Origin of the sequence: Myxococcus sp. AS-1-15 (assembly GCF_020037055.1) — a bacterium.
GTDB classification, from domain to species: Bacteria; Myxococcota; Myxococcia; order Myxococcales; family Myxococcaceae; genus Myxococcus; species Myxococcus fulvus.
The window spans coordinates 98,443-117,751 of the sequence record NZ_JAIQDF010000008.1 but is presented as its reverse complement, the minus strand read 5'-3'; the positions used below and the strand labels follow the sequence as shown (position 1 = coordinate 117,751).

The window sequence follows — 19,309 nt, the reverse complement described above, 5'->3', positions numbered from 1 at the left end:
GCGCGATTTCATTGCGCACAATGCAGTCCGGGGGCATGGTGGGGAGAGGAGCCGTCATGTCCCCGTCGAACAAGAAGCGCGGCGACGCGCTGCACCTGGACGAGCAGCTGTGCTTCACCCTGTACTCGACGGTGCACCTGCTCAACCGCACGTACCGGCCGCTCCTGGAGAAGCTGGGCCTCACGTATCCCCAGTACCTGGCGATGATGGTGCTGTGGGAGGAGGACGGCGTCACGGTGAAGGCGCTGGGGGAGCGGCTGCTGCTCGACTCGGGCACGCTGACGCCGCTGCTCAAGCGGCTGGAGTCGGCGGGGTTGCTCAAGCGTGAGCGGGACGTGCTCGACGAGCGCCAGGTGCGCATCCGCCTGACGGCGTCCGGTCGCGCGCTGCGCGCCAGGGCGGAGAGCGTGCCTCCGTCCATCCTGGAGGCCTCGGGCTGCTCGTTGGAGGAGCTCCGGGACTTGAAGGCCCGCGTGCTCGCCATCCGGGAGCAACTGGGCGCGCGGCTGGGTGAGGAGTCCTCCGCCGCGGCGCCCCGGGGTCAGCGCAAGAAGTCCGGCTAGCGCGCCGGCGCGGTGCGCGTCGGCCTGCCGCCGATTCCCACCAACTGGCTCACCAGCTCCAGCGCCTGGGTGTAGCGCGTCATCGAGGCCTGGAGCGCGAGCAGCTCCGCGTTGGACAGCCGCTCGCCCGAGGGCGCCGACTGGATGACGCCGACGAGCGCGCGCTGTCCCTGCTCCAGCTCCTGCATGAAGCGGGAGATGCCGTCGAGCCGCTCCGTGCGCTCACCCACGGGCACGGCGCGCGGCGCGCCCGCGTCACCGGGGTCCGCCACCTTCACGTTCGAGACCGCGACACTCACGGAAGACCGATTCACCGAAGAAGGACGAGGGAGTGCTGCGGTCAGCGGACGCGACATGAAGCGGACTCCTGCGGGGACGGAGTGAGGGGGAGGCGCGAGTATCCGCCCGTGGACTGACAGTCGCCAGTCGGGTGGGGACGGCGGCCTCCTCTCCAGGCACTCGATTGCGTCATACGCGGTGAATCCGTGTTCCCCACTCCTGGAGGCGGCTCACGACGTAGGCCGCGTCGAGCACACCCTCGGGTGAGTACAAGCCGGGCTTCACGGGCGCCCCACCCGTGAGGCCCAGCAGCCGCTCCACGGCGAGCGCGGCGCCCTTTCCGCTGAGACCGGAATGGACGTCCGCGTCGACCAGCGCGTGACGCACGAGTGACGGCGTTCCGTCCGCCTTCACGCCCTCCAACTCGATGATGACCTCGTGGCCCGGACCCTGTCCCGGCGCGCGGCGCGACGCGGGGCGCAGCGCGAAGTCCAGGCGGATGTCGCTCGCGTCCGTGACCGCCGCGAGCGAGGCCACGTCGAGCAGCGGATACGCGCGGCCCTGCCACTGCGTGCCGTCGACGCCCTGGAAGGTGCGCGTGAGGTCGGCCTCGCGGGTGGCCCAGAGGAACCGGCCCTCCTTGCGGATGAGCGGACTGGGCACGCCCTTCGCCACGCGGTCCATGTCGCCGAGCGCGGCGGGTCCGCCCACGTCTTCCTCGTCGAACACGGCGCAGATGCGGATGGCGTGGACCTTCGCCAGCTCGCGCGCGAAGTGGAGCGTGGCCAGGGCGACGGTGCCGCCCAGGAAGTGCCCGAGCAGCAGCGTGGGCGCGGCGGTGGGCCGCTGGACGTGGAGCGCGACCTCCGGGCCGATGTCGAAGACGAAGTCGGAGAAGGACACGTAGGGCACCCCCTGGTCCTGCGCGTAGCGCAGGGTCCGGAGCGAGTCGTCCTTGAGCAGCACGACGATGGCGCTGAACGTGGAGCCCGGAGGCAGGCCCAGGTCATCGCGCTCCAGGTCGATGCGCACGGCGTCGGCGTGGCCCACTTCACGCGCGAGCGCGGACGCCTTCGTCACATCGCGCGCGCCGATGCGGAGGGGGAGGTGCGGCTGGAGGTCGCGGAGGGCCTTCACGGCGCGACGACCGACGACGCCGGAGCCACCGATGAAGAGGACGGGGTTGAGCTTCGATGCGTTGTTCATGACGGGATTCCTTTCGAGCAAGGGGATGCGAATCAGGAGAGGCGGCGCGTACGGACACCGGCCTCCTCGAGCCGTCGCATCAGATAGGCGGGCTCGATGAGGACGTTCGGCAGGTAGAGCCCCGGCGCGACGGGAGCGCCGCCCGCGAGCCCCAGCAGTCGCTCCACGCTCACGGCCACGCCCACCGCCGTGACAGGCGCCTGCCCCTGCGCGTGGCTCATCTCGTAGCGCACGAGTGCCCGCGTGCCGTCCTGCAGCGTGCCCTCGAGCTCGAAGAGCGTCTCGACGGAGCAGGCCCCACCCTTGCGACGCCCGGCGGACAGGCCCACCACCGCGTCGAGCCGGATGGCGCGCGCCTTCGTCTCGGCCGCCAGGCTCACCGGGTCCGTCAGCGAGTACGCCTGCCCCACGTGCTCGTTCCCGTCGCCATCACGGAAGCGACGCTCCCCCGCCGCGCCGCCCACCCAGCGCCACTTGCCGTCCTCGAGGATGAGCGCGTTGGGCGCGGCGCTCGCGGCGCGCTCCAGGTCCGCGGACGCGGCGGGCCCCCCCACGTCCTGCTCGTCCAGCACGGCCCCCATCGCGATGGAGTCCAGCGTCTTGAACTCCCGCGCGAAGTGGAGCGCGGGCAGCGTCGCCGCGCCCACCAGCCAGCTGGTGCCCAGCAGCACCGCCGAGCGCTGGGGCGCGTTCATGTAGTACGTCACCTCGGGCGCCACCTCGAACAGGGCCGTGGAGATGCCCAGGTGCGGGATGCCCCGGGCCTGGGCGAAGCGCAGCGCGTTGAGCGTGTGGTCCTTCACGAACAGGACCACGGCGCTGTACCCGCGCCCCTCGGGCAATCCCAAATCCCCGCGCGACAAGTCCACGCGCACCGCGTCCGCGTGCCCCAGCTTCTGGGCCACTGCCTCCGCGCGGGCCACATCCCTCCCGCCAATCGTGATGGGCAGCTCGGGATGGAAACGACGAAGCGTCTGGGCGGCCATCGAGCCGACGACGCCCGAGCCTCCGATGATGAGGACGGGCTTCTGCGTGGGTGAAGACATGACGGGTGCGCTCCCCTGCCAGCGAAGGCAGTGGTCGAGAGGGCCGGAGGACCGGCGCGGACGGGAATTCCGACGACCCTACAGGAAGTAAGTTACTAAAAGTAGGTCCGCAACCATTTCGACCAGGACCCCGTCGGTTGCGCGCCAGGGGCGAGGCGACTAAGCCCTCAAGAGCCGTGGTGACGCGCATGAGTGAGACCTCTTCCAAGAAGCTGCCCAAGGCCCAGCGACGCGAGCAGCTGCTCGACGTGGCGGTGGCGGTGGTGCGTGAGGAGGGCACGGACGCGCTGACGCTCGGGCACCTGGCCGAGCGCGCGGGGGTGAGCAAGCCCATCACCTACGAGCATTTCCAGACGCGCGCCGGGCTGTTGATGGCGCTGTACGAGCGCACCGACGCGCGGCAGGTGGCCCAGCTTCAGGAGGCGCTCGAGCGCACGCGGCGCAAGCTGGAGGACGTGGCCCGGGTGATGAGCGCCGCGTACATGAGCTGCTACACCACGTCCGGCCCCGAGCACTTCGCCATCGCCGCCGCGCTCAAGGGGGACGGGCAGATGGAGGCCTTCCACCAGGGCCTGTTGGACCAGTACGTGGACTTCTACCAGCGCACGCTCGCGCCCTTCTGCGATTTGCCCCGGGAGGCCCTGCGCCAGCGCTGCGTGGCCATCATCGGCGCGGCGGAGGCCCTGTCGCGCGACGTGCTGCGCGGGGCCGTGGCGGAGGGCACCGCGGCCAACACGCTCGCGTCGCTCATCGTCTCCTGGTTGACCTCGCGCAAGTAGCACCGCCCGCGTCGATGTGATGCAGTCGCGCGGTGCTCGACAGCGTCACCATCGACCAGCTCCGGACGCTCCGCGCGGTGGCCGAGGAGGGCAGCTTCTCCGCGGCGGCGCGCAAGCTGGGCCTGGGCCAGCCCGCCGTCAGTCAGGCCATCCAGCGGCTGGAGAAGCAGCTGGGCCTGCGCCTCTTCGACCGCAGCAGCCGCGTCCCCCGGCTCACGGCCAAGGGCGAGGCCGTGGTCGCCGCCGCGCGCCGTCTCCATGAAGACCTGGCCACCTTCCAGTCGGTGGTGGGCCGCATCAAGAGTGGCGAGGAGACGAAGCTCGCGCTCGTCGTCGACGCGATGTTCCCCACTCCCGCGCTGCTCTCCTTCGTGCGTGAGCTGGCCCAGACACATCCGGGCGTGGAGCTGACGCTGGAGGTGGAGCTGCTCTCCGCGGTGACGGAGCGCCTGCGCGAGCGCAAGGCGACGCTCGGCATCGCCGGCGCGGACCTGGACCTCACCGGCCTGGAGCAGCGGCCCATCGCGTTGTTGAGCATGTTGCCCGTCGCCGCGCCCTCGCATCCGCTGGCCCATGTGAAGGGTGTCATCACCGAGGAGCACCTCGCCTCCGCCACGCAGCTGGTGCTGAGCGAGCGGCTGCCCACGGGCAAGGCGGGCACGACGGACCGGGGCGTGCTGTCGCCGAAGCAGTGGCGCGTCGCGGACCTGATGACGAAACATGCCCTCATCCTCGGGGGACTCGGCTGGGGCCACGAGCCCGAGCACCTGGTGCGCGAGGACCTGAATGCCGGCAGGCTCGTGCAGCTGCGGCTCGCCGCGTGGGAGGGAGGCCCTCCGCCCCGGCGCCCGCTCGCCCTGGTGCGCCGCAAGGGCGTGCCGCTGGGCCCGGTGGCCACGTGGGCCTCGAACCGGCTCACGGACCTGTGTCAGCTCGCGCTGTCCGCGGACCATCACACGACGTGATGCCAAGCATCATGGGCAGCGGCGATTTACACGTCGACTCCCAGCCTTACTGTTTGGGTCATGAGCACCACGACCCAGACACTTCCTCCCCCCACCGTTCCCCATGCGCCTCCCCGCGCGCGGACGCTCGAGAGCGTCCACGGCGGCGGGCCCCTGCACTGGGTCGGTGACGGCTTCCGCGTCAAGACGCTCGTCCCCAGTGGCGGCCTCACCCAGGAGCGCGTCAGCCCCTTCCTGCTCTTGGACCACCATCCTCCGTACGAGTACCCGGCCCTCGCCAAGGGGCAGCGCGGCGTCGGCTGGCACCCGCACCGGGGCTTCGAGACCGTCTCGCTCGCCTTCCAGGGCGTCGTCGCGCACCGTGACAACGCGGGCCACTCGGGCGTCATCGGCCCGGGCGACGTGCAGTGGATGACGGCCGCGTCCGGCATCCTCCACGAGGAGTACCAGGAGCAGTCCTTCTCCCGGCGGGGCGGCATCTTCGAGTTCCTGCAGATCTGGGTGAACCTCCCTCGCGCCGACAAGCGGGCCGCCCCGGGCTACCAGCCCATCACCGCGGCCCAGATTCCGACCGTCCCCATCGAGGGCGGCATGGTGCGCGTCATCGCGGGCGACTTCGCCGACACCCGAGGCCCCGCGCGGACCTTCACACCCATCACCCTGCTCGACGTCAACGTGCGCGCGGGGACGAAGCTCGAAGTCCCCCTGCCCCGTTGCTACAACGCCATGGTGCTCGTCGCCTCCGGCCGCGTGTCGTCCGGCGGTGAGCGGGCCACCGAGGGGGAGCTGGCCGTGTTCGCCAACGACGGCGAGCACCTGACGCTCCTCGCCGAGGAGGACACGCACCTGGTGGTCCTCGCGGGCGAGCCCATCCGCGAGCCCATCTTCCACATGGGCCCGTTCGTCATGAACAGCCAGCGCGAGCTGTTCCAGGCGATTCATGACTTCGAGATGGGCCGCTTCGGCGACATCCCCGAGGATTCGCCCGGCGCCACCCCGTAGATTCAGCGCGCCGCCCGTCGGACCCTTGTGTTCCGACGGGCGCTCAGCGTCCCCGGGCCCGACGCGCGGCGGCCTGTGGCTTCACGCGGGGCTCCGCCGCCCGCGTCATTGACGGCTCCTTCAGCACCTCCACCATCAACTGCCGGAAGTAGCGCGCGCCGGGGTCCGTGTGCGTGCGCTCATGCCATATCAGCGACATGGTCATGGGCGGCGTGCTGATGGCCAGGCGCAGCCGCTTGACGGGCAGCATCGCGCACAGCGCGTCCGCGGTGCGCCCCGGCATCCCCGCCACGTAGTCCGTGCGCGTGACGGCCATGCCCGCGGCGATGAAGTGCGAGACGGACAGCGCGGGGTTGAACTCCAGGCCGTGCTCCTTGCAGAACTCCTGGAAGTAGCGGTGGCCGATGCCCGGACGCCCCTGCGCGATGACCATGCCGATGTGCCGGGAGGCGTTGAACTCCTCCTTCGTCAACGTCGACCCGCGCAGGCGCGGATGCTCCTTGCGCACCAGGAAGGCCACCTCCTCCAGGTAGAGGTCCTCGCAGAAGTAGCCATCCCGCGTCGCCACCATCTGGGGCGCCAGCGCCGCGTCCACCTCCCCCGTGGTCAGCCCGTCCGAGGCCATCAGGAAGTCGATGCTCACCACGCGCAGCCGCGCGCGGGGCAGCTTCCGGGCGAAGGCCTCCACCACCCGGGGCACGTCGCAGACATCCTGGTTGTCGCCACACGACAGCGTGAAGGTGCGCGTGCTCTCCGCGGGCACGAAGCGCTGTCCATCCACCGCCACCTGCAGCTGCGCCACCGCGTTGACCACGAGCGGCCGCAGCTCCTCGCAGCGAGGCGTGGGCACCAGGCCTCGACCGCTGCGCACGAAGAGCGGGTCCCCCAACATCTCCCGCAGCCGGGCGAGCGCGTTGCTCACCGCGGACTGCGTGACGTGGAGCTGCTTGGCCGCGTCCGTGGCGCTCCCCGTCTCCAGCACCGCGTGCAGGACGAGGAACAGGTTCAGGTCGATGGCGGACAGGTTCATGACGGCACGGGCATAGCGCACGCACCGTCCTGAAGGCACCCTCAGGAGCGCTGCGCGCCCGACAACATCGCCGCCACCTGGGGGTCCAGGCGGAAGGACTCGAAGAACGCCTCCGCGTCGGCGGGCGGCTGGCCCTCCGGGTGGAGCAGGAGCTGCTGATAGAGCCGGGGCCCCACCAGGTAGAAGCGGCCCTTGAGCCGGCGCGGCCCGGAGATGCCCTCCACCTCCCAGCCCGGGAAGCCCTCCAGCGTCAGCGGCCGCGAGGACACGCCCGTGGCCCCCAGCGCCTCCAGCGCGCCCATGCTCGCGCGAGACACCACGTCGCCCGGCTTCGCCTGCGACACGGCCGACGCGGGGAAGTCCGTGTACGAGACGTAGTACGCCGTGGATGACTCCTTGCGCTCGGCGATGAACGTATGGAGTGTCACCTCGCCCACATCCGTCAGCTGCGAGCGGCGCTCCTCGCTCACCGGCCCCGGCAGCGCGACGGAGAAGCCTCCCTCCGTGGACTGGACGACAGAAGCCCTGGCGGCGGCCGACGGGGCCACCGGGGTCTCGGGCGCCGTCTGGCGGGAGGCACACGCCCCCAATCCTCCCACGGACAGCAGGATGGCGAGCGACGCGACCCGGCGCGAATTCTTCATAATCCCTGCGACTCCTGGCATGTGGCCCGGAAGGTACGTCCGACGAGCGTCCGGCGCACCCAGCCTCCACGACACGAGCGTCGCGCGCAACGCTTTGCGTCTAGTGCAGGGCGTCCGGGCCCCCGCCCCGGGCCTCCGCGGCAGGCCCCTCGGCGCCGTGCGCCTTCTCGCCGCTCACCCGCGCCAGCCGGACACAGAAGGAGGACCCCGCCCCGGGAGCGCTCTGCACCTCGATGTCGCCGCCGTGCGCCTCCACGATTCGCCGGGCCACGGACAGCCCCAGCCCCACCCCTGGAGCGCGCTTGCCGCGCGGGCTGCCCAGCCGCTGGAAGGGCGCGAAGAGGATGGCCATGTCCTCCTCGGAGATGCCGATGCCCTGGTCCTTCACCACCAGGAGCACGTGCTCCGCCTCCCCTCGCACCGCCACCTCCACGCGGCTTCCCGCCGGGGAGTACTTCAGCGCGTTGCTCACCAGGTTGGCCATCACCTGCTCCAGCCGGTCCGGGTCCGCGCGCACGAAGAGCGGCGCGTCCGGCACGTCCAGTTGGAGCACGTGTCCGCTGTCGCTCGAGCGGTACAGCTCCACCACGCCGCGCGCCAGCTCGCGCGCGTCCCGCACCTCCGGGCGCAGCTCCAGCTTGCCCGCCTCGATGCGCGTGGCGTCGAGCAGGTCCCCCACCATGCGGTCCAGCCGCTCCACCTGACGTCCCACCAGCGCCAGGGTGCGCTGCATGCGCTCCGGGGTGAGCTGGGCCTGGCTGCGCTCGGACAGCGCGGTGGACAGCTTCAGCGCGGACAGGGGGTTTCGCAGCTCGTGGGCCACGCCGGCGAGGAAGGCGAGCTGCTGCTCCTGCTGGTGCGTGAGGCCGTTGGCCATCTCGTTGAAGGTGCTGGCCATGTCCCGCAGCTCCGTGGGCCCGGCCACCGGGGCGCGCGTGCGCTTGCGGCCCACGCCGAAGCGGCGCATGGCCTGGCTGATGTCCTTCAGCGGCTGGAGCGCGATGCGCTGCAACAGGAGCGAGCCCACGACGAAGGCCATCAGGAGCAGGCCGCACAGCGACAGGCCCACGGTGTTGCCCAGGCGGCTGAGGTCCGCCGAGGCCTCCCGCGCCACGCGGGCCTCCTCCACGTTGAGCTGCACCAGTCGCTCGAGCGAATCGAGCGCCGCGTCCATCGCGGGCACCACGGGGGCCAGCCGCGTGCGCGCGGGCAGGCGTGCGGCCTCGCGCTGGGCCTGCAGGTAGCGCTCGAAGTCCTCCTCCACCTCCTGGATGAGGGTCCGCTCGGCGTCGCTGACGGCGTTGCGCTCCAGCCCGTCGAGCAGGAGGGGGAACGAGGCCTCGATGCTCTCCACGGAGCGCCCGCGGATGAGCTGGGAGCGGGTGTCCTGCGGCCCGGCGCCACCGCTGAGGCGGAAGTGGTTGAGCAGGTCGATCTCCAGCTCCTCCGCCATGTGCAGCCCATCCACGGAGTTGCCGAGCGTGTTGGCCGAGTGGGTCTGCGCGTTCGTGAGGACGATGAGCGCGATGGCGGCGATGAGGGTGAGGAGGGCCAGTCCGCCCATGGTGGCGGCCAGCCAGGCACGCAGGCTCATGGTGTCTCCTGGAGAGTGGCGAGGGCGGGACGGGTCACGGTTCAAGCCCTCCTGGACTGGGGACGGGTGAGACGGCGGTGCCCCCTACCTGACTGGAGGAACAAGCCCAGGAGGTGGGGGATTCACCGAGTGGACAACGGCGCGGCGCGGGGGTGGGTTCCCCGCACGGTGTCAGCGCTGGCGGCGGGCAATCGTGCTAGGGAGGTTTCAGCGAGGCGGGCGGGCGAGAGCCTGCTGGCCGCGCGTGAGGTCACCACCATGGACATGCTCCCCCAGCCGAGTCGTACCCTGAAGTTCGATGGTTTCTGGCGCTGGCTCCAGGAACACACGCAGTGCATCCTCCGGTGCGGCTCGGTCGACGCGATGCTGTATGACCACGACGACTTCCACTGGGTGGTGCTCGAGGAGGACCGCCAGCACATCATCCAGGTGCTCAAGGGCAAGGTGCTCGTGGGCGAGCTGGTGATGGCGGGCCGCGAGGTCACCGAGGTGAACGTGGCGCCGGACCCGGACTCGGGCACCCAGGGCCACTTCCTGGTGGAGCTGATGGGCGGTCCGAAGGAGGACCCGCAGGTGCTCTACCACTTCATCATGGCGCACGGCATCGACCCCGCGCCGGGCCACAAGGACCTCAAGCACTGAGCGCCGTTGCGCCGTGTGCTCCGTTCATCGCGGAGCACGGCGCCGGGGTTCGAGATGTTTCGCCACGGACACCGAGGCTCAGGCACCCCGAGCACCAAGCAGGACGCGCTCGATGAGCGCCACCGCGTCCCGAGCACCGTTCGCGTAGCTCGGAGGGTCGCGCCTGGGGCGCGAGTCCACCAACTCCACCGCGCGCTCCACCAGCTCCTCGGGCGTGCGCGCCAGCTCCTCGGGGCGCAGCCGCACCGCCTGTCGGTCGTAGCGCCGCGCCCGTGCGAGAGCCACCAACGGGGTGCCCGTCACCCGGGCCTCCTGCACGGTGTTGTAGCCACCCGCGCCGACGAGCACGTCCACACCGGACATCACCGCCAGCGCGGGCCACACGCGCAACGGACGCGGCGCGCCGTCTCGCACCACGTTCTTCTTCCGGGGCGCCTTCTCGGAGAGCCAAGGCCCCGGAGGCGCGAGCCACCGCACCGGCGCCTTCGCACCGAGCCGCTCCTGAAGCCGCGCGGCGATGAGCCCCGCCTCCTCCACCTCCAGCGCGTTGCCACTCCCCATCACCGCGACCAGGGGACGCGTGTCATCGGGCGCAACGCCCAGCCGCTCACGAGCCTCCTCACGCCCGAGCCACTCCTCGCGGCCGAGCAGCAACCAAGGCTCCGTGCGCACCGCGCGCGGATGCCCCGCGAAGGGCGCGTCCTCACCCGGGACGAGCAACAGGTGGAAGTCCTCCACCGCGGCGGCGATGTCGAAGCGCGCGACGTACGTGGGGTTCAAGTCGCGATGCACCAGCACCTTGCCCATGCGCAGCGAGGGCAACAGCGGCGCCAGCTCTCCCACCAGCCCGCGAGGGAACGTGTCCACCACGAGCAGGTCCGGGCGCACGCCCTCGAGCAGACAGTCCACCGTCTCGCGCATCGCGGCCTTGCCCAGCTCCGGGCTCAACCGGTGCACATGCACCTCCGGACCGAGCACCGCCTCCAGCGGGACATCGGGCGCGAAGGGGCTGTTCGTCACCAGCGTGACGTGATGACCCTTCCGAGCCGCGTTGCGCGCGAGCCCCGAGGCACGGGTGAAGTGCCCCATGCCGCCGCCCAGGGCGTAGATGAGCCAGCGCGCGGGAGTCATCAGCTTCCGCCCAGGTCCTCCTCGAAGGAGGCATCTTCCTCGTGGCGCAGGCTCTCGCCATCCGCCTCGGTGAAGTCATGCGGGTCCCTCGAGGAGCCGCCCCCCCACGACGCGCCCCGGCCGTAGTAGCCGTAGTCGTCGTAGTAGGTGCTCGCCTCGTCCGACTCTCCGGAGAGCACGCCCGCGCACCCCGTGCAGACCGTCTGGTCCTCTTGCGACGTCAGGTGCATCTCACAAGCAAGCTTGCCGCACAGCTCGCACGGGATGCTCGCGGGCGCCCCACACTCGTGGGGCAGCAGGAAGCCCAGCCGCACCTGACAGCCAGGATTCGCGGAAGCGGGGCTCATGGCGTGGGTCCGGAAGGCGGCTGCTGGAGCTGGTGGAGCAGCGCCACGCGCAAGGGCAAGGACACCGCCTCGAAGGCGAGGCACGCCGCCGCGTCCGCGCGCACGAGCGCATGCGTGGAGAGCGTCGTCTTGCCCTGGGCATCGCGCAGGGACACCTTGCCCTCGCGAACCTTCACGCGCGCAATCTCCGCGCCCGGCGCGTCATAGACACGGGCACCGTCATCCTCCGGGAGCACGGTGTAGAGCAACGCGCCCTTCGAGTCGGTGAGGCGCCAGCCTGGCCCCTGGATGGCGAGGGTGTAGAGCACCTGGCGCTGCTCGCCGTCGCGCACGATGATGGCGCCACCGGACGAGCCGAGCACGTACCCCAGCGCCACGTCATCGGGACCGGAGACCTTGAGGGAGGCGCCCTTCCACTTGAGGCGCGCCAGCTCGCGCTCGTCACCATCGACGAGCTTGGCGCCATCGTCCTTGGGCTTGAGGGAGAAGCGCTCGCGGCCGTCGCCGTCCTTGAACTTGAGCTTGCCCGGCAGGGGCACGTCCTCCGCGGAGGCGGCGGTGGTCGTGGGGGCCTGGGGAGGCTCGGAGCCGGAGGGGCGCGAGCAGCCCCAGGCGAGCAACAGGCACAGGAGAAGTGGGAGGCGACTCATGAAGCCCTCGAGGTGAGGTGCTTGCCGCGCGCCGAGGAGGCGTGGAGCACCTGGAAGAGGCTCAACAGCATCATCAGGCAGGCCCGCGTCGCGTCCGGCTCCACCTTCCATTCGGAGTCCATGTGGGCGCGCATCGCGAGCTTGTCCTCCGTCACGTCGAGCCGGGACAGCTTCACCTGGGGCGGCAGCTTCACGGCCTGCTGGGCCTGCGCGCGCATCTGGGCGAGGCCGGGGTGGCGCTCGGGCTTCACGCGCAGCTGGGCCTGGAGGAAGGTGGCGCTCTTGCGCTTGTGCTTCGTCTTGAACTTGCCGCGGGGGTTTCGCCGGCTGCGCGTACGCTTCTGGAGCCACTCGGTGAGGGAGAGGCGCAGGTGGGTGCCATCACGCAGGCGGGCCTGGAGCGACATCCACGCATCCTCGAACTCGTTGGTCTCCCAGCCAGTGGCCGTCCTGCCCTGGCGGACGAACTTCGAGGAGTGGTCGATGGGCTGGAAGTCCAGCTCCAGTGTGACGCGCTCCTGGGGATCGATGTCCCGCAGCAGCGGGCGCAGCAGTCGGGCGGGGAGCTGGTAGCGGCGGTCCTCCAGGTCACACCCCGCGTAGCCGGAAGCCTTGAGGTGCAGGCCAACCGCGCCCACGAGCGACAGCCAGCCGAGCCACCACGCCCACCCGCCGAGCCAGGAGACCTCCGTGAAGCCGCGAAGGATGAAGGACAGGCCGACGAGGCCCGCGAAGCCCCTCAGGGCCCATCCGCGGCGACGACGCCAGAGGCGGGCCTGTTCGGCCATGTGCTCGTCGAGGTGCCCGAGTCGATTCAGGTCCTCCATCAACACGGACACAGGCGCGGTGTTGCGGTAGCACTTCTCCACGCGGAAGCGGTCGACGTCGAAGGACACGATGGGAGCTCCCCCTCGGAGCCACGGTACGGAGGCGCTGAGTGTATGGGTCGGCAGGGGGCGGGGCAAACGAGGAGGTTGGCCGGGATGGCCAGGCGCGATAGCACGCATGACGTGGCCTCCGCGTCCGGCATCGTCTACGCATCGTTCGACCGTTTCCCGGCCCCCAAGGGAGCAGCCGTGCACATCCGGGCCTTCGTGGAGGCGCTGGGGGCGGCTTTCGGAGGGGTGGACCTGCTGGCGCTCCGGGACGGCCCCACGGCCAGCGCGGAGCCGAGGCCCCTGGTCGAGGGTGTGACGTACCACCCCCTGGAGGCGAGAGGGCGGGACCTGGTGGCGCAGGCGCTGTCGTTCCGCACGCACCTGGCGGCGTGGTGGAGGAACCGGCCGAGGGCGCGGGTGGTCCACGTGCGCTCCATCTTCGAGGGCTATCCGGTGGCGACGCGGAAGGCCGCGCTGACGGACGCGCTGGTGTTCGAGGTGAACGGGCTGCCGTCCATCGAGCTGAAGTACCACCACCCGGACGTGGCGGACGACGCGGAGCTGATGCTCAAGCTCGTCGCGCAGGAGGACGCGTGTATCGCGAGCGCGGACCTGCTCGTGACGCCCAGCGAGGTGACGGCGGAGTACCTGGTGAAGCGCGGCGCGCGGGCGTCGAAGGTGCAGGTGATTCCGAATGGTGTCGAGCTGGAGGTGTTCCGCCACGCGCCGCCGAGGATTCGAGTACCGGGGCAGCCGGTGCGGCTGCTGTACAGCGGGACGATGACGTCGTGGCAGGGAGTGCATCACGCCATCGAGGCGCTGCGGCTCCTGCGCGAGCAGATGCCCGCGGTGCTGACGTTGGTGGGGCCGCTGCGCAAGCACCAGCGCAAGGTGATGATGGACCGGTGTGGGGACCTGCTCCTGGAGGGGGCGGTGGAGCTGCGGGAGCCCCTGCCCCAGGCGGAGCTGGCGGCGTTGCATCATGCCTGTGACGCGGTGCTGGTGCCGTTGCCGGTGAATGACCGCAACTGCGTGCAGGGGTGTTGTCCGCTGAAGTTGCTGGAGGCGATGGCCTCGGGGACCCCGGTCATCGCGTCGAACCTGCCGGTGGTGAGGACGCTGGCGGGGCCGGACGAGGTGCTGCTCGTGAGGCCGGGCTCGCCGAAGGCCATCGTGGAGGCGGTGAAGGACCTGTGCGCGAACGCGGAGCTGGGTCCGTCACTGAGCCACAGGGCGAGGGCCCGCGTGGAGCGCGACTTCAGCTGGGCGAAGGCCCGTGAGGCGCTGGTGAGCGCGTACGAGACAGGGCTCGGGATGACGCGCAAGGCCCCGGACGTCACCCCACGCGAGGAACAGCGCGAGTGAGGACCCGGCGCAGCACCTCCGCCTCGGCCTCGGACTGGAAGCGCTCGAGGATGCGACGGCGCGCGGCGGCACCGATGGCGGCGCGGTGCTCCGAGGACAGCGACAGCACGTCGAGACAAGCCTGCCCGAGGTGATTGAGCAGGGCCTTGGAGACGATGAAACCGTTGCGCTGATGGTCCACGGCCTCGGGGATGCCGCCCGCGTCACTGGCGATGACAGGCAGGCCGCAGGACATCGCCTCCAGCAGCGCGTTCGGCATTCCTTCCCACAGGGACGGCTGGAGATACACGTCGCACAGGCGAAGGTGCGCGGCGATGGACTCAGGCGTCTCGAGCGCGCCGGAGACGAGGATGCGAGCCCCGTCCTCGGGGTGCTCGGCGCGGAAGGCGACCAGGTGCTCGGCATCCCGAGGCCGCACCTCACCAATGACGAGCAGACACGCGGGCCGGGTGCGCCGCACCTCCGAGAGCGCGGCGAGCAGGAACGGCAGCCCCTTCTTGTGACGCAGCTCACCGGAGAAACCGAGCACCGCTTCATCCGGAGCGATGCCAAGCCGCGCGCGCAGCGAGACCTCCGCGGGGCCGGGTGAGAACATCTCGGTGTCGACGGCGTTGGGGATGACCTCCACGCGGCCGTCCTTGCCCAGCAGCATGCTCATCTTCCGGCCCAGGTCGGCGGAGGCCGCGGTGAGCACATCCGCGCGCTGGAGCGTCCACAGCAGGCGAGCGAAGTCCCCGGGCGGGAACATGTGCTGGTCCACGTCATTGCCGCGAGCGCTCACGGTGGAGGCGATGCCGACAGACGCGGCGAACACCACGGCGAGGAACCCTGGAGGGGACAGGTAGTGCCCCCAGACCAGGTCATAGCGTCGACGCGAGTGCAGATACCCGAGCACGTCCAGCGTGTGTTGCATGGACAGGTCGCTGCTGCCGAAGAGCCCCAGCCGATGCAACGTGACACCGCGAGCCAACGGCGTCACCTCGCCCGCATCGTCCAGTGTGCTCAACGCGCCGGGGGCCGCCGTGCGGGTCCAGGCGAGCACCTCCACCCGAGCCCCGAGTCGAGCCAGGGCTCCCGCGGTGCGGGCACCGCTGCGAGCAAGACCACCGATATCAGGCGGGAAGCGTTCAGCGAGGAGAAGGACACGAGGTGAGCCAGCCATGGGGATGAATCTACCCGGCTGGGGCTGCTTCACCCTCGTGGAATCTCACGAGCCCCGGTCGAGCCATCACTCACCACACAACAACCGGTCATCACGACGCACAAAGCCAGACGAATTGATTGGACACCCCTGGCGAATCACTCACACCATGACTTCGCCCTCACTCCCCCCGGCTCGCGGTCCGTGACTCAATCCCAGCCGGGTTGGGACGCGCTCCCTCACCGCAACCGGGTGTCATCACCGCCCCACATCCTTCGACGGGAGTTCGTCCCCACTCCTCCGCGCACGAGAGGCCGGTCGCCGGAGAAAATCCTTGGAGCGCAGCTTGAGACACCCCTGTCAGCCGAGGTCATTCGTACCTCGCATCCACTCCGTGATTCCCCTCCTCCTGGCCCTGCTGTCCTGCGGCGAGCCGGAGCCCATGTCTGACAATGGGTCGGAGACGACCACGACCCAGAAGAAGCTGTCCGCCCAGGTGAAGGTGGACCGGGCCGTGGCGGCCGGTGCCTACCACTCCCTGTTCCTGCAGAAGAACGGCGAGGTCTTCGCCTGGGGACAGAACTCCGTCGGACAGCTGGGGACGGGCAACACCAGCACCACGCCGGTGGCGAGCCCCACGAAGCCCGTGGGTCTGCCTCCCAGCAAGGCCATCGCCGCGGGACAGACGCACTCGCTCGCGCTCGATGTGGATGGGAATGTCTGGGCCTGGGGCAAGAACGACTTCGGCCAGGTGGGCCTCGGCACCACGGGTGGATTGGTGAACGCCGCCACGCGCGTGAGTGGGCTGTCGGGTATCCAGGCCATCTCGGCGAACGGGAATTTCTCCCTCGCGCTGGGGCAGGACGGCCGCGTCTGGGCCTGGGGACAGAACGCCTCCGGGCAGGTGGGCAAGGGCGCGGTCAGCACCGCGGAGTCCACGCCCCGCCAGGTGAACAGCCTGCCCACCATCCGCGCCATCGCGGCGGGTCACAACCACGCGCTCGCGCTGGATGCGGACGGCAAGGTGTGGGCGTGGGGCAAGAACGACTTCGGGCAGCTCGGCACGGGGAGCACCTCGCCCGCCATGGTGCTCGTGCCCACGGTGGTGACGACGCTGCCTCGGGCCAAGGCCATCGCGGCGGGAGCAGCGCACTCGCTCGCCATCGATGAGCAGTTCGGCAACGTCTGGGCCTGGGGGCAGAACTCCTCCGGGCAGGTCGGCACCGGGACGACGAGCACCACACCGGTGCTCGCGCCCACGGCCGTCCCGGGCGTGTTCGCCGCGACGCACGTGCGCGCGGGTCTTGCCTTCTCGATGATCATCATGGGCAATGGCGTGGTGAAGGCGTGGGGTCTCAACGCCTCCGGCCAGCTCGGGCATGGCGCCCCGGGAGGTACGAGCGGAGCTCCCGTGGATGCCGTGGGACTCACGGACGTCACGGCCATCGCCGCGGGCTACCACCATGCGTTGGCGGTGCGTCCGGGCTGCCCGGTGTGGACGTGGGGCAACAACAGCCAGGGGCAGCTCGGCACGGGTGCGTACACGACCACGGCGACCTCCGCGCCCGTGACGACGCTCATCCTCAACACCTACTACTACGACAGCGACATGGACGGCTTCGGCGACGAGTATGTGTCCATGGAGGCCTGTGCCCCGGTGGATGGCTTCGTGGAGGACATCGACTGTGACGACTTCACGTCGACCACGTACCCAGGCGCGCCGGAGACGTGCAACAGCATCGACGACAACTGCGACAGTGAGGTCGACGAGGGCAACCCGAGTGGCGGCGACGAGTGCGCCACGGGCGCGCTCGGTGTCTGCGCGAAGGGCACCACGGCCTGCACGCAGGGCCTCGTGGTGTGCGAGCAGAACCAGGCCGCATCGGACGAGCAGTGCGACGGCCTGGACAACGACTGTGACGGAGAGGTGGACGACGGCAACCCGGGCGGACTCGTCGCGTGCGAGACGGGCGGCGTCGGCGTGTGCGGCGAGGGCGTCAGGTACTGCACCCACGGCGCCCTGGAGTGCGTGCAGAAGTACGCCCCGTCCGCGGAGACCTGCGACAACCGCGACAACGACTGCAACGGCCAGACGGACGACGGGCTGACGTTCGCGACGTGGTACCTGGACCAGGACCACGACGACTACGGTGTCGCCTCGCAGTCGATGCAGGCCTGTGCGCGCCCGGTGAACCACGCGGCCCAGGCGGGTGACTGCGACGACACGCGGGCTGCTTTCAACCCCGGCGCGCCCGAGTCCTGCGACGGCGTGGACAACAACTGTGATGGCCAGGTGGACGAGGGCCTGACGCGACAGACGTGGTACCGCGATGCGGACGGTGACGGCTTCGGCGTCGCGAGCGACACGGTGAGCGACTGCCGGCAGCCCGCGGGCTATGCGGCCGTGGCGGGCGACTGCAACGACGGCAACGCCTCCATCAAGCCTGGAGCCGCGGAGGTCTGCGACGGCGCGGACAACGACTGCGACTCCCTGACGGATGAAGGCGTGCTGGGCACGTACTACCGGGACGCGGATGGCGATGGCTACGGCAGCGCGAGCCAGTCGACGCAGGCGTGCGCGGCGCCCACGGGCTACGTCACGAACGCCTCGGACTGCCTGGACACGGATGCGTCCATCCACCCGGGAGCTGCGGAAGTCTGCGACGGTGTCGACAACAACTGCGCGGGAGGCGCCGACGAGGGAGTCCCCACGCAGGAGTGGTTCCTGGACGGAGACGGGGATGGATATGGTCGGTCGACCCTGTCGACGCGGAGCTGCCGTCAGCCCACGGGCTACGTGGCGAGCGCTTCGGACTGCGATGACTCCAACCCGACGACGCACCCGGGCGCCACCGAGATCTGCGACGGCGTGGACAACAACTGCGCGGGAGGAGTCGACGAGGGCCTCACGACCCAGACCTGGTACCGGGACGCGGACGCCGATGGGTTCGGCGACGCGAACAACGCCACGCAGTACTGCCGACAGCCGTCGGGGTACGTGAGCAACGCCTCGGACTGCCAGGACGCGAACCCCAACATCCGTCCCGGCGCCTCCGAGACGTGTGATGGCGTGGACAACAACTGCAATGGCTCCGTCGACGAAGGGGTCCAATCAACCTGGTACCGAGACGCGGACGGCGACGGGTACGGGAACGCGTCGAGCTCCACCCAGGCGTGCTCGAAGCCCTCCGGCTACGTGGCGAACGCCACCGACTGCAACGACGGCAGCGGGTCCATCCATCCAGGCGCTTCCGAGGTCTGCGACGGCGTGGACAACAACTGCGCAGGTGGCGCCGACGAGGGCCTCACGACGCAGACCTGGTACCGCGACGCGGATGGCGACAGCTACGGCAACGCGAGCGCCTCCACGCAGAACTGCCGGCAGCCCTCGGGCTATGTGAGCAACGCCTCCGACTGCAATGACGGCAGCTCCGGCATCCGCCCGGGTGCCGCGGAGTTCTGCGACGGTGTGGACAACAACTGCAATGGCTCCGTGGACGAAGGCGTTACCTCCACCTTCTATCGGGACGTGGATGGAGACGGCTACGGCAACGCGTCAAGCAGCACCCAGGCCTGCTCGCGGCCCTCCGGCTATGTGACGAACGCCAGCGACTGCAACGACAGCGATGCGAGCGTCAGCCCTGGGGCATCCGAGGCCTGTGACGGCGCGGACAACAACTGCAACGGCTCCGTGGATGAGGGAGTGACAGTGCCCATCTGGTACCGAGACGCGGACGGCGATGGATACGGTAACGCAGGTGTGTCCACGCAGAGCTGTGGCAATCCTGCCGGCTATGTATCGAACGCCACGGACTGCAACGACACCAACGGGCTCGTCAACCCAGGCAAACCGGAGATCTGCTGGGATGGCATCGACAACAACTGCTCCGGCACTCAAAACGAACACTGCGTCGGCCCTTGCGGGCCTGTCATTGAGGACCTCGTCGAGTCCGGCGATGCCTCACTGCTCCCTCAATGCGACGGTCCTAAACTGCGCTGAGTCGACACCAACGCCTGGGTAGAACGTCCACAGGCATATGAGCGTCG

18 protein-coding genes are annotated in these 19,309 nt (G+C 70.2%); 7 read left to right on the top strand and 11 right to left on the bottom strand.

Annotation, left to right across the window (positions count from 1 at the left end; genetic code table 11):
- The first annotated feature begins 56 nt into the window (after positions 1-56).
- Positions 57-563 (top strand): MarR family winged helix-turn-helix transcriptional regulator, encoded by a 507-nt coding sequence (locus K8625_RS22080; protein ID WP_141327493.1) that lies wholly within the window; start codon positions 57-59, stop codon positions 561-563.
- On the opposite strand, the gene K8625_RS22075 is transcribed toward K8625_RS22080, so the two are convergent.
- The 3 genes from K8625_RS22075 to K8625_RS22065 form a co-directional block, all read right to left on the bottom strand.
- A complete protein-coding gene (locus K8625_RS22075; protein ID WP_223783806.1) occupies positions 560-862 on the bottom strand; it encodes a hypothetical protein in 303 nt (100 codons plus the stop codon). The genes K8625_RS22080 and K8625_RS22075 overlap by 4 nt on opposite strands.
- 169 nt (positions 863-1,031) lie before the next feature.
- On the bottom strand, positions 1,032-2,048 hold the full coding sequence (locus tag K8625_RS22070; RefSeq protein WP_223783805.1) for an NAD(P)-dependent oxidoreductase: 1,017 nt from the start codon (positions 2,046-2,048) through the stop codon (positions 1,032-1,034).
- A 32-nt stretch (positions 2,049-2,080) separates the two neighbouring features.
- Entirely contained in the window at positions 2,081-3,094 is a 1,014-nt protein-coding gene (locus tag K8625_RS22065) for an NAD(P)-dependent oxidoreductase (protein ID WP_223783804.1), read from the bottom strand.
- 188 nt (positions 3,095-3,282) lie between these two features.
- Here K8625_RS22065 and K8625_RS22060 point away from each other — a divergent pair, with 188 nt between their 5' ends.
- From K8625_RS22060 to K8625_RS22050, 3 genes are read left to right on the top strand one after another with little or no spacing between them, the layout of a single operon-like run.
- The gene (locus K8625_RS22060) at positions 3,283-3,873 is read left to right on the top strand and encodes a TetR/AcrR family transcriptional regulator (RefSeq protein ID WP_223750442.1); all 591 of its coding nucleotides are present in this window, start codon (positions 3,283-3,285) and stop codon (positions 3,871-3,873) included.
- Between the two features lie 32 nt (positions 3,874-3,905).
- Positions 3,906-4,838: a LysR family transcriptional regulator gene (locus K8625_RS22055; RefSeq protein WP_223750443.1), complete on the top strand. Its 933-nt coding sequence runs from the start codon at positions 3,906-3,908 to the stop codon at positions 4,836-4,838.
- A gap of 60 nt (positions 4,839-4,898) precedes the next feature.
- Positions 4,899-5,840 (top strand): pirin family protein, encoded by a 942-nt coding sequence (locus K8625_RS22050; RefSeq protein ID WP_223783803.1) that lies wholly within the window; start codon positions 4,899-4,901, stop codon positions 5,838-5,840.
- A 43-nt stretch (positions 5,841-5,883) separates the two neighbouring features.
- Here K8625_RS22050 and K8625_RS22045 read toward each other — a convergent pair whose 3' ends face one another.
- The 3 genes from K8625_RS22045 to K8625_RS22035 all read right to left on the bottom strand — a co-directional run bounded on the left by K8625_RS22045 (position 5,884) and on the right by K8625_RS22035 (position 9,108).
- A complete protein-coding gene (locus K8625_RS22045) occupies positions 5,884-6,891 on the bottom strand; it encodes a LysR family transcriptional regulator (RefSeq protein ID WP_223783802.1) in 1,008 nt (335 codons plus the stop codon).
- Between the two features lie 20 nt (positions 6,892-6,911).
- Positions 6,912-7,514: a hypothetical protein gene (locus tag K8625_RS22040; protein ID WP_223783801.1), complete on the bottom strand. Its 603-nt coding sequence runs from the start codon at positions 7,512-7,514 to the stop codon at positions 6,912-6,914.
- Positions 7,515-7,614: 100 nt separating this feature from the next.
- On the bottom strand, positions 7,615-9,108 hold the full coding sequence (locus tag K8625_RS22035) for an ATP-binding protein (protein WP_223750447.1): 1,494 nt from the start codon (positions 9,106-9,108) through the stop codon (positions 7,615-7,617).
- A 258-nt stretch (positions 9,109-9,366) separates the two neighbouring features.
- Between K8625_RS22035 and K8625_RS22030 the strand changes: the two genes are divergently transcribed.
- On the top strand, positions 9,367-9,750 hold the full coding sequence (locus K8625_RS22030; protein ID WP_046716969.1) for a hypothetical protein: 384 nt from the start codon (positions 9,367-9,369) through the stop codon (positions 9,748-9,750).
- A gap of 78 nt (positions 9,751-9,828) precedes the next feature.
- Here the strand turns inward: K8625_RS22030 and K8625_RS22025 are convergent, their stop codons facing one another.
- Genes K8625_RS22025 through K8625_RS22010 form a run of 4 tightly spaced genes read right to left on the bottom strand, consistent with a single transcriptional unit; the run spans position 9,829 to position 12,774 of the window.
- Complete coding sequence (locus tag K8625_RS22025) at positions 9,829-10,881, bottom strand: hypothetical protein (RefSeq protein WP_223750449.1); 1,053 nt, start codon at positions 10,879-10,881, stop codon at positions 9,829-9,831.
- Positions 10,881-11,228 (bottom strand): hypothetical protein, encoded by a 348-nt coding sequence (locus K8625_RS22020; protein ID WP_223783800.1) that lies wholly within the window; start codon positions 11,226-11,228, stop codon positions 10,881-10,883. The genes K8625_RS22025 and K8625_RS22020 overlap by 1 nt, the downstream gene beginning before the upstream one ends.
- Positions 11,225-11,878 carry a hypothetical protein gene (locus K8625_RS22015; protein WP_223750451.1) on the bottom strand — a complete coding sequence of 218 codons (654 nt, stop codon included), beginning with the start codon at positions 11,876-11,878 and terminating at the stop codon, positions 11,225-11,227. Before K8625_RS22015 ends, K8625_RS22020 begins: the two co-directional genes overlap by 4 nt.
- The gene (locus K8625_RS22010; protein ID WP_223783799.1) at positions 11,875-12,774 is read right to left on the bottom strand and encodes a hypothetical protein; all 900 of its coding nucleotides are present in this window, start codon (positions 12,772-12,774) and stop codon (positions 11,875-11,877) included. Before K8625_RS22010 ends, K8625_RS22015 begins: the two co-directional genes overlap by 4 nt.
- Before the next feature lie 87 nt (positions 12,775-12,861).
- Between K8625_RS22010 and K8625_RS22005 the strand changes: the two genes are divergently transcribed.
- Positions 12,862-14,121, top strand: a complete 1,260-nt coding sequence (locus K8625_RS22005) for a glycosyltransferase family 4 protein (protein ID WP_223783798.1) — start codon at positions 12,862-12,864, stop codon at positions 14,119-14,121.
- Here the strand turns inward: K8625_RS22005 and K8625_RS22000 are convergent.
- A complete protein-coding gene (locus K8625_RS22000; RefSeq protein ID WP_223750454.1) occupies positions 14,093-15,283 on the bottom strand; it encodes a glycosyltransferase in 1,191 nt (396 codons plus the stop codon). The two genes, K8625_RS22005 and K8625_RS22000, sit on opposite strands and share 29 nt — an antisense overlap.
- Before the next feature lie 421 nt (positions 15,284-15,704).
- Here K8625_RS22000 and K8625_RS21995 point away from each other — a divergent pair, with 421 nt between their 5' ends.
- Positions 15,705-19,262, top strand: a complete 3,558-nt coding sequence (locus K8625_RS21995; RefSeq protein ID WP_223783797.1) for a MopE-related protein — start codon at positions 15,705-15,707, stop codon at positions 19,260-19,262.
- Positions 19,263-19,309 lie beyond the last annotated feature (47 nt).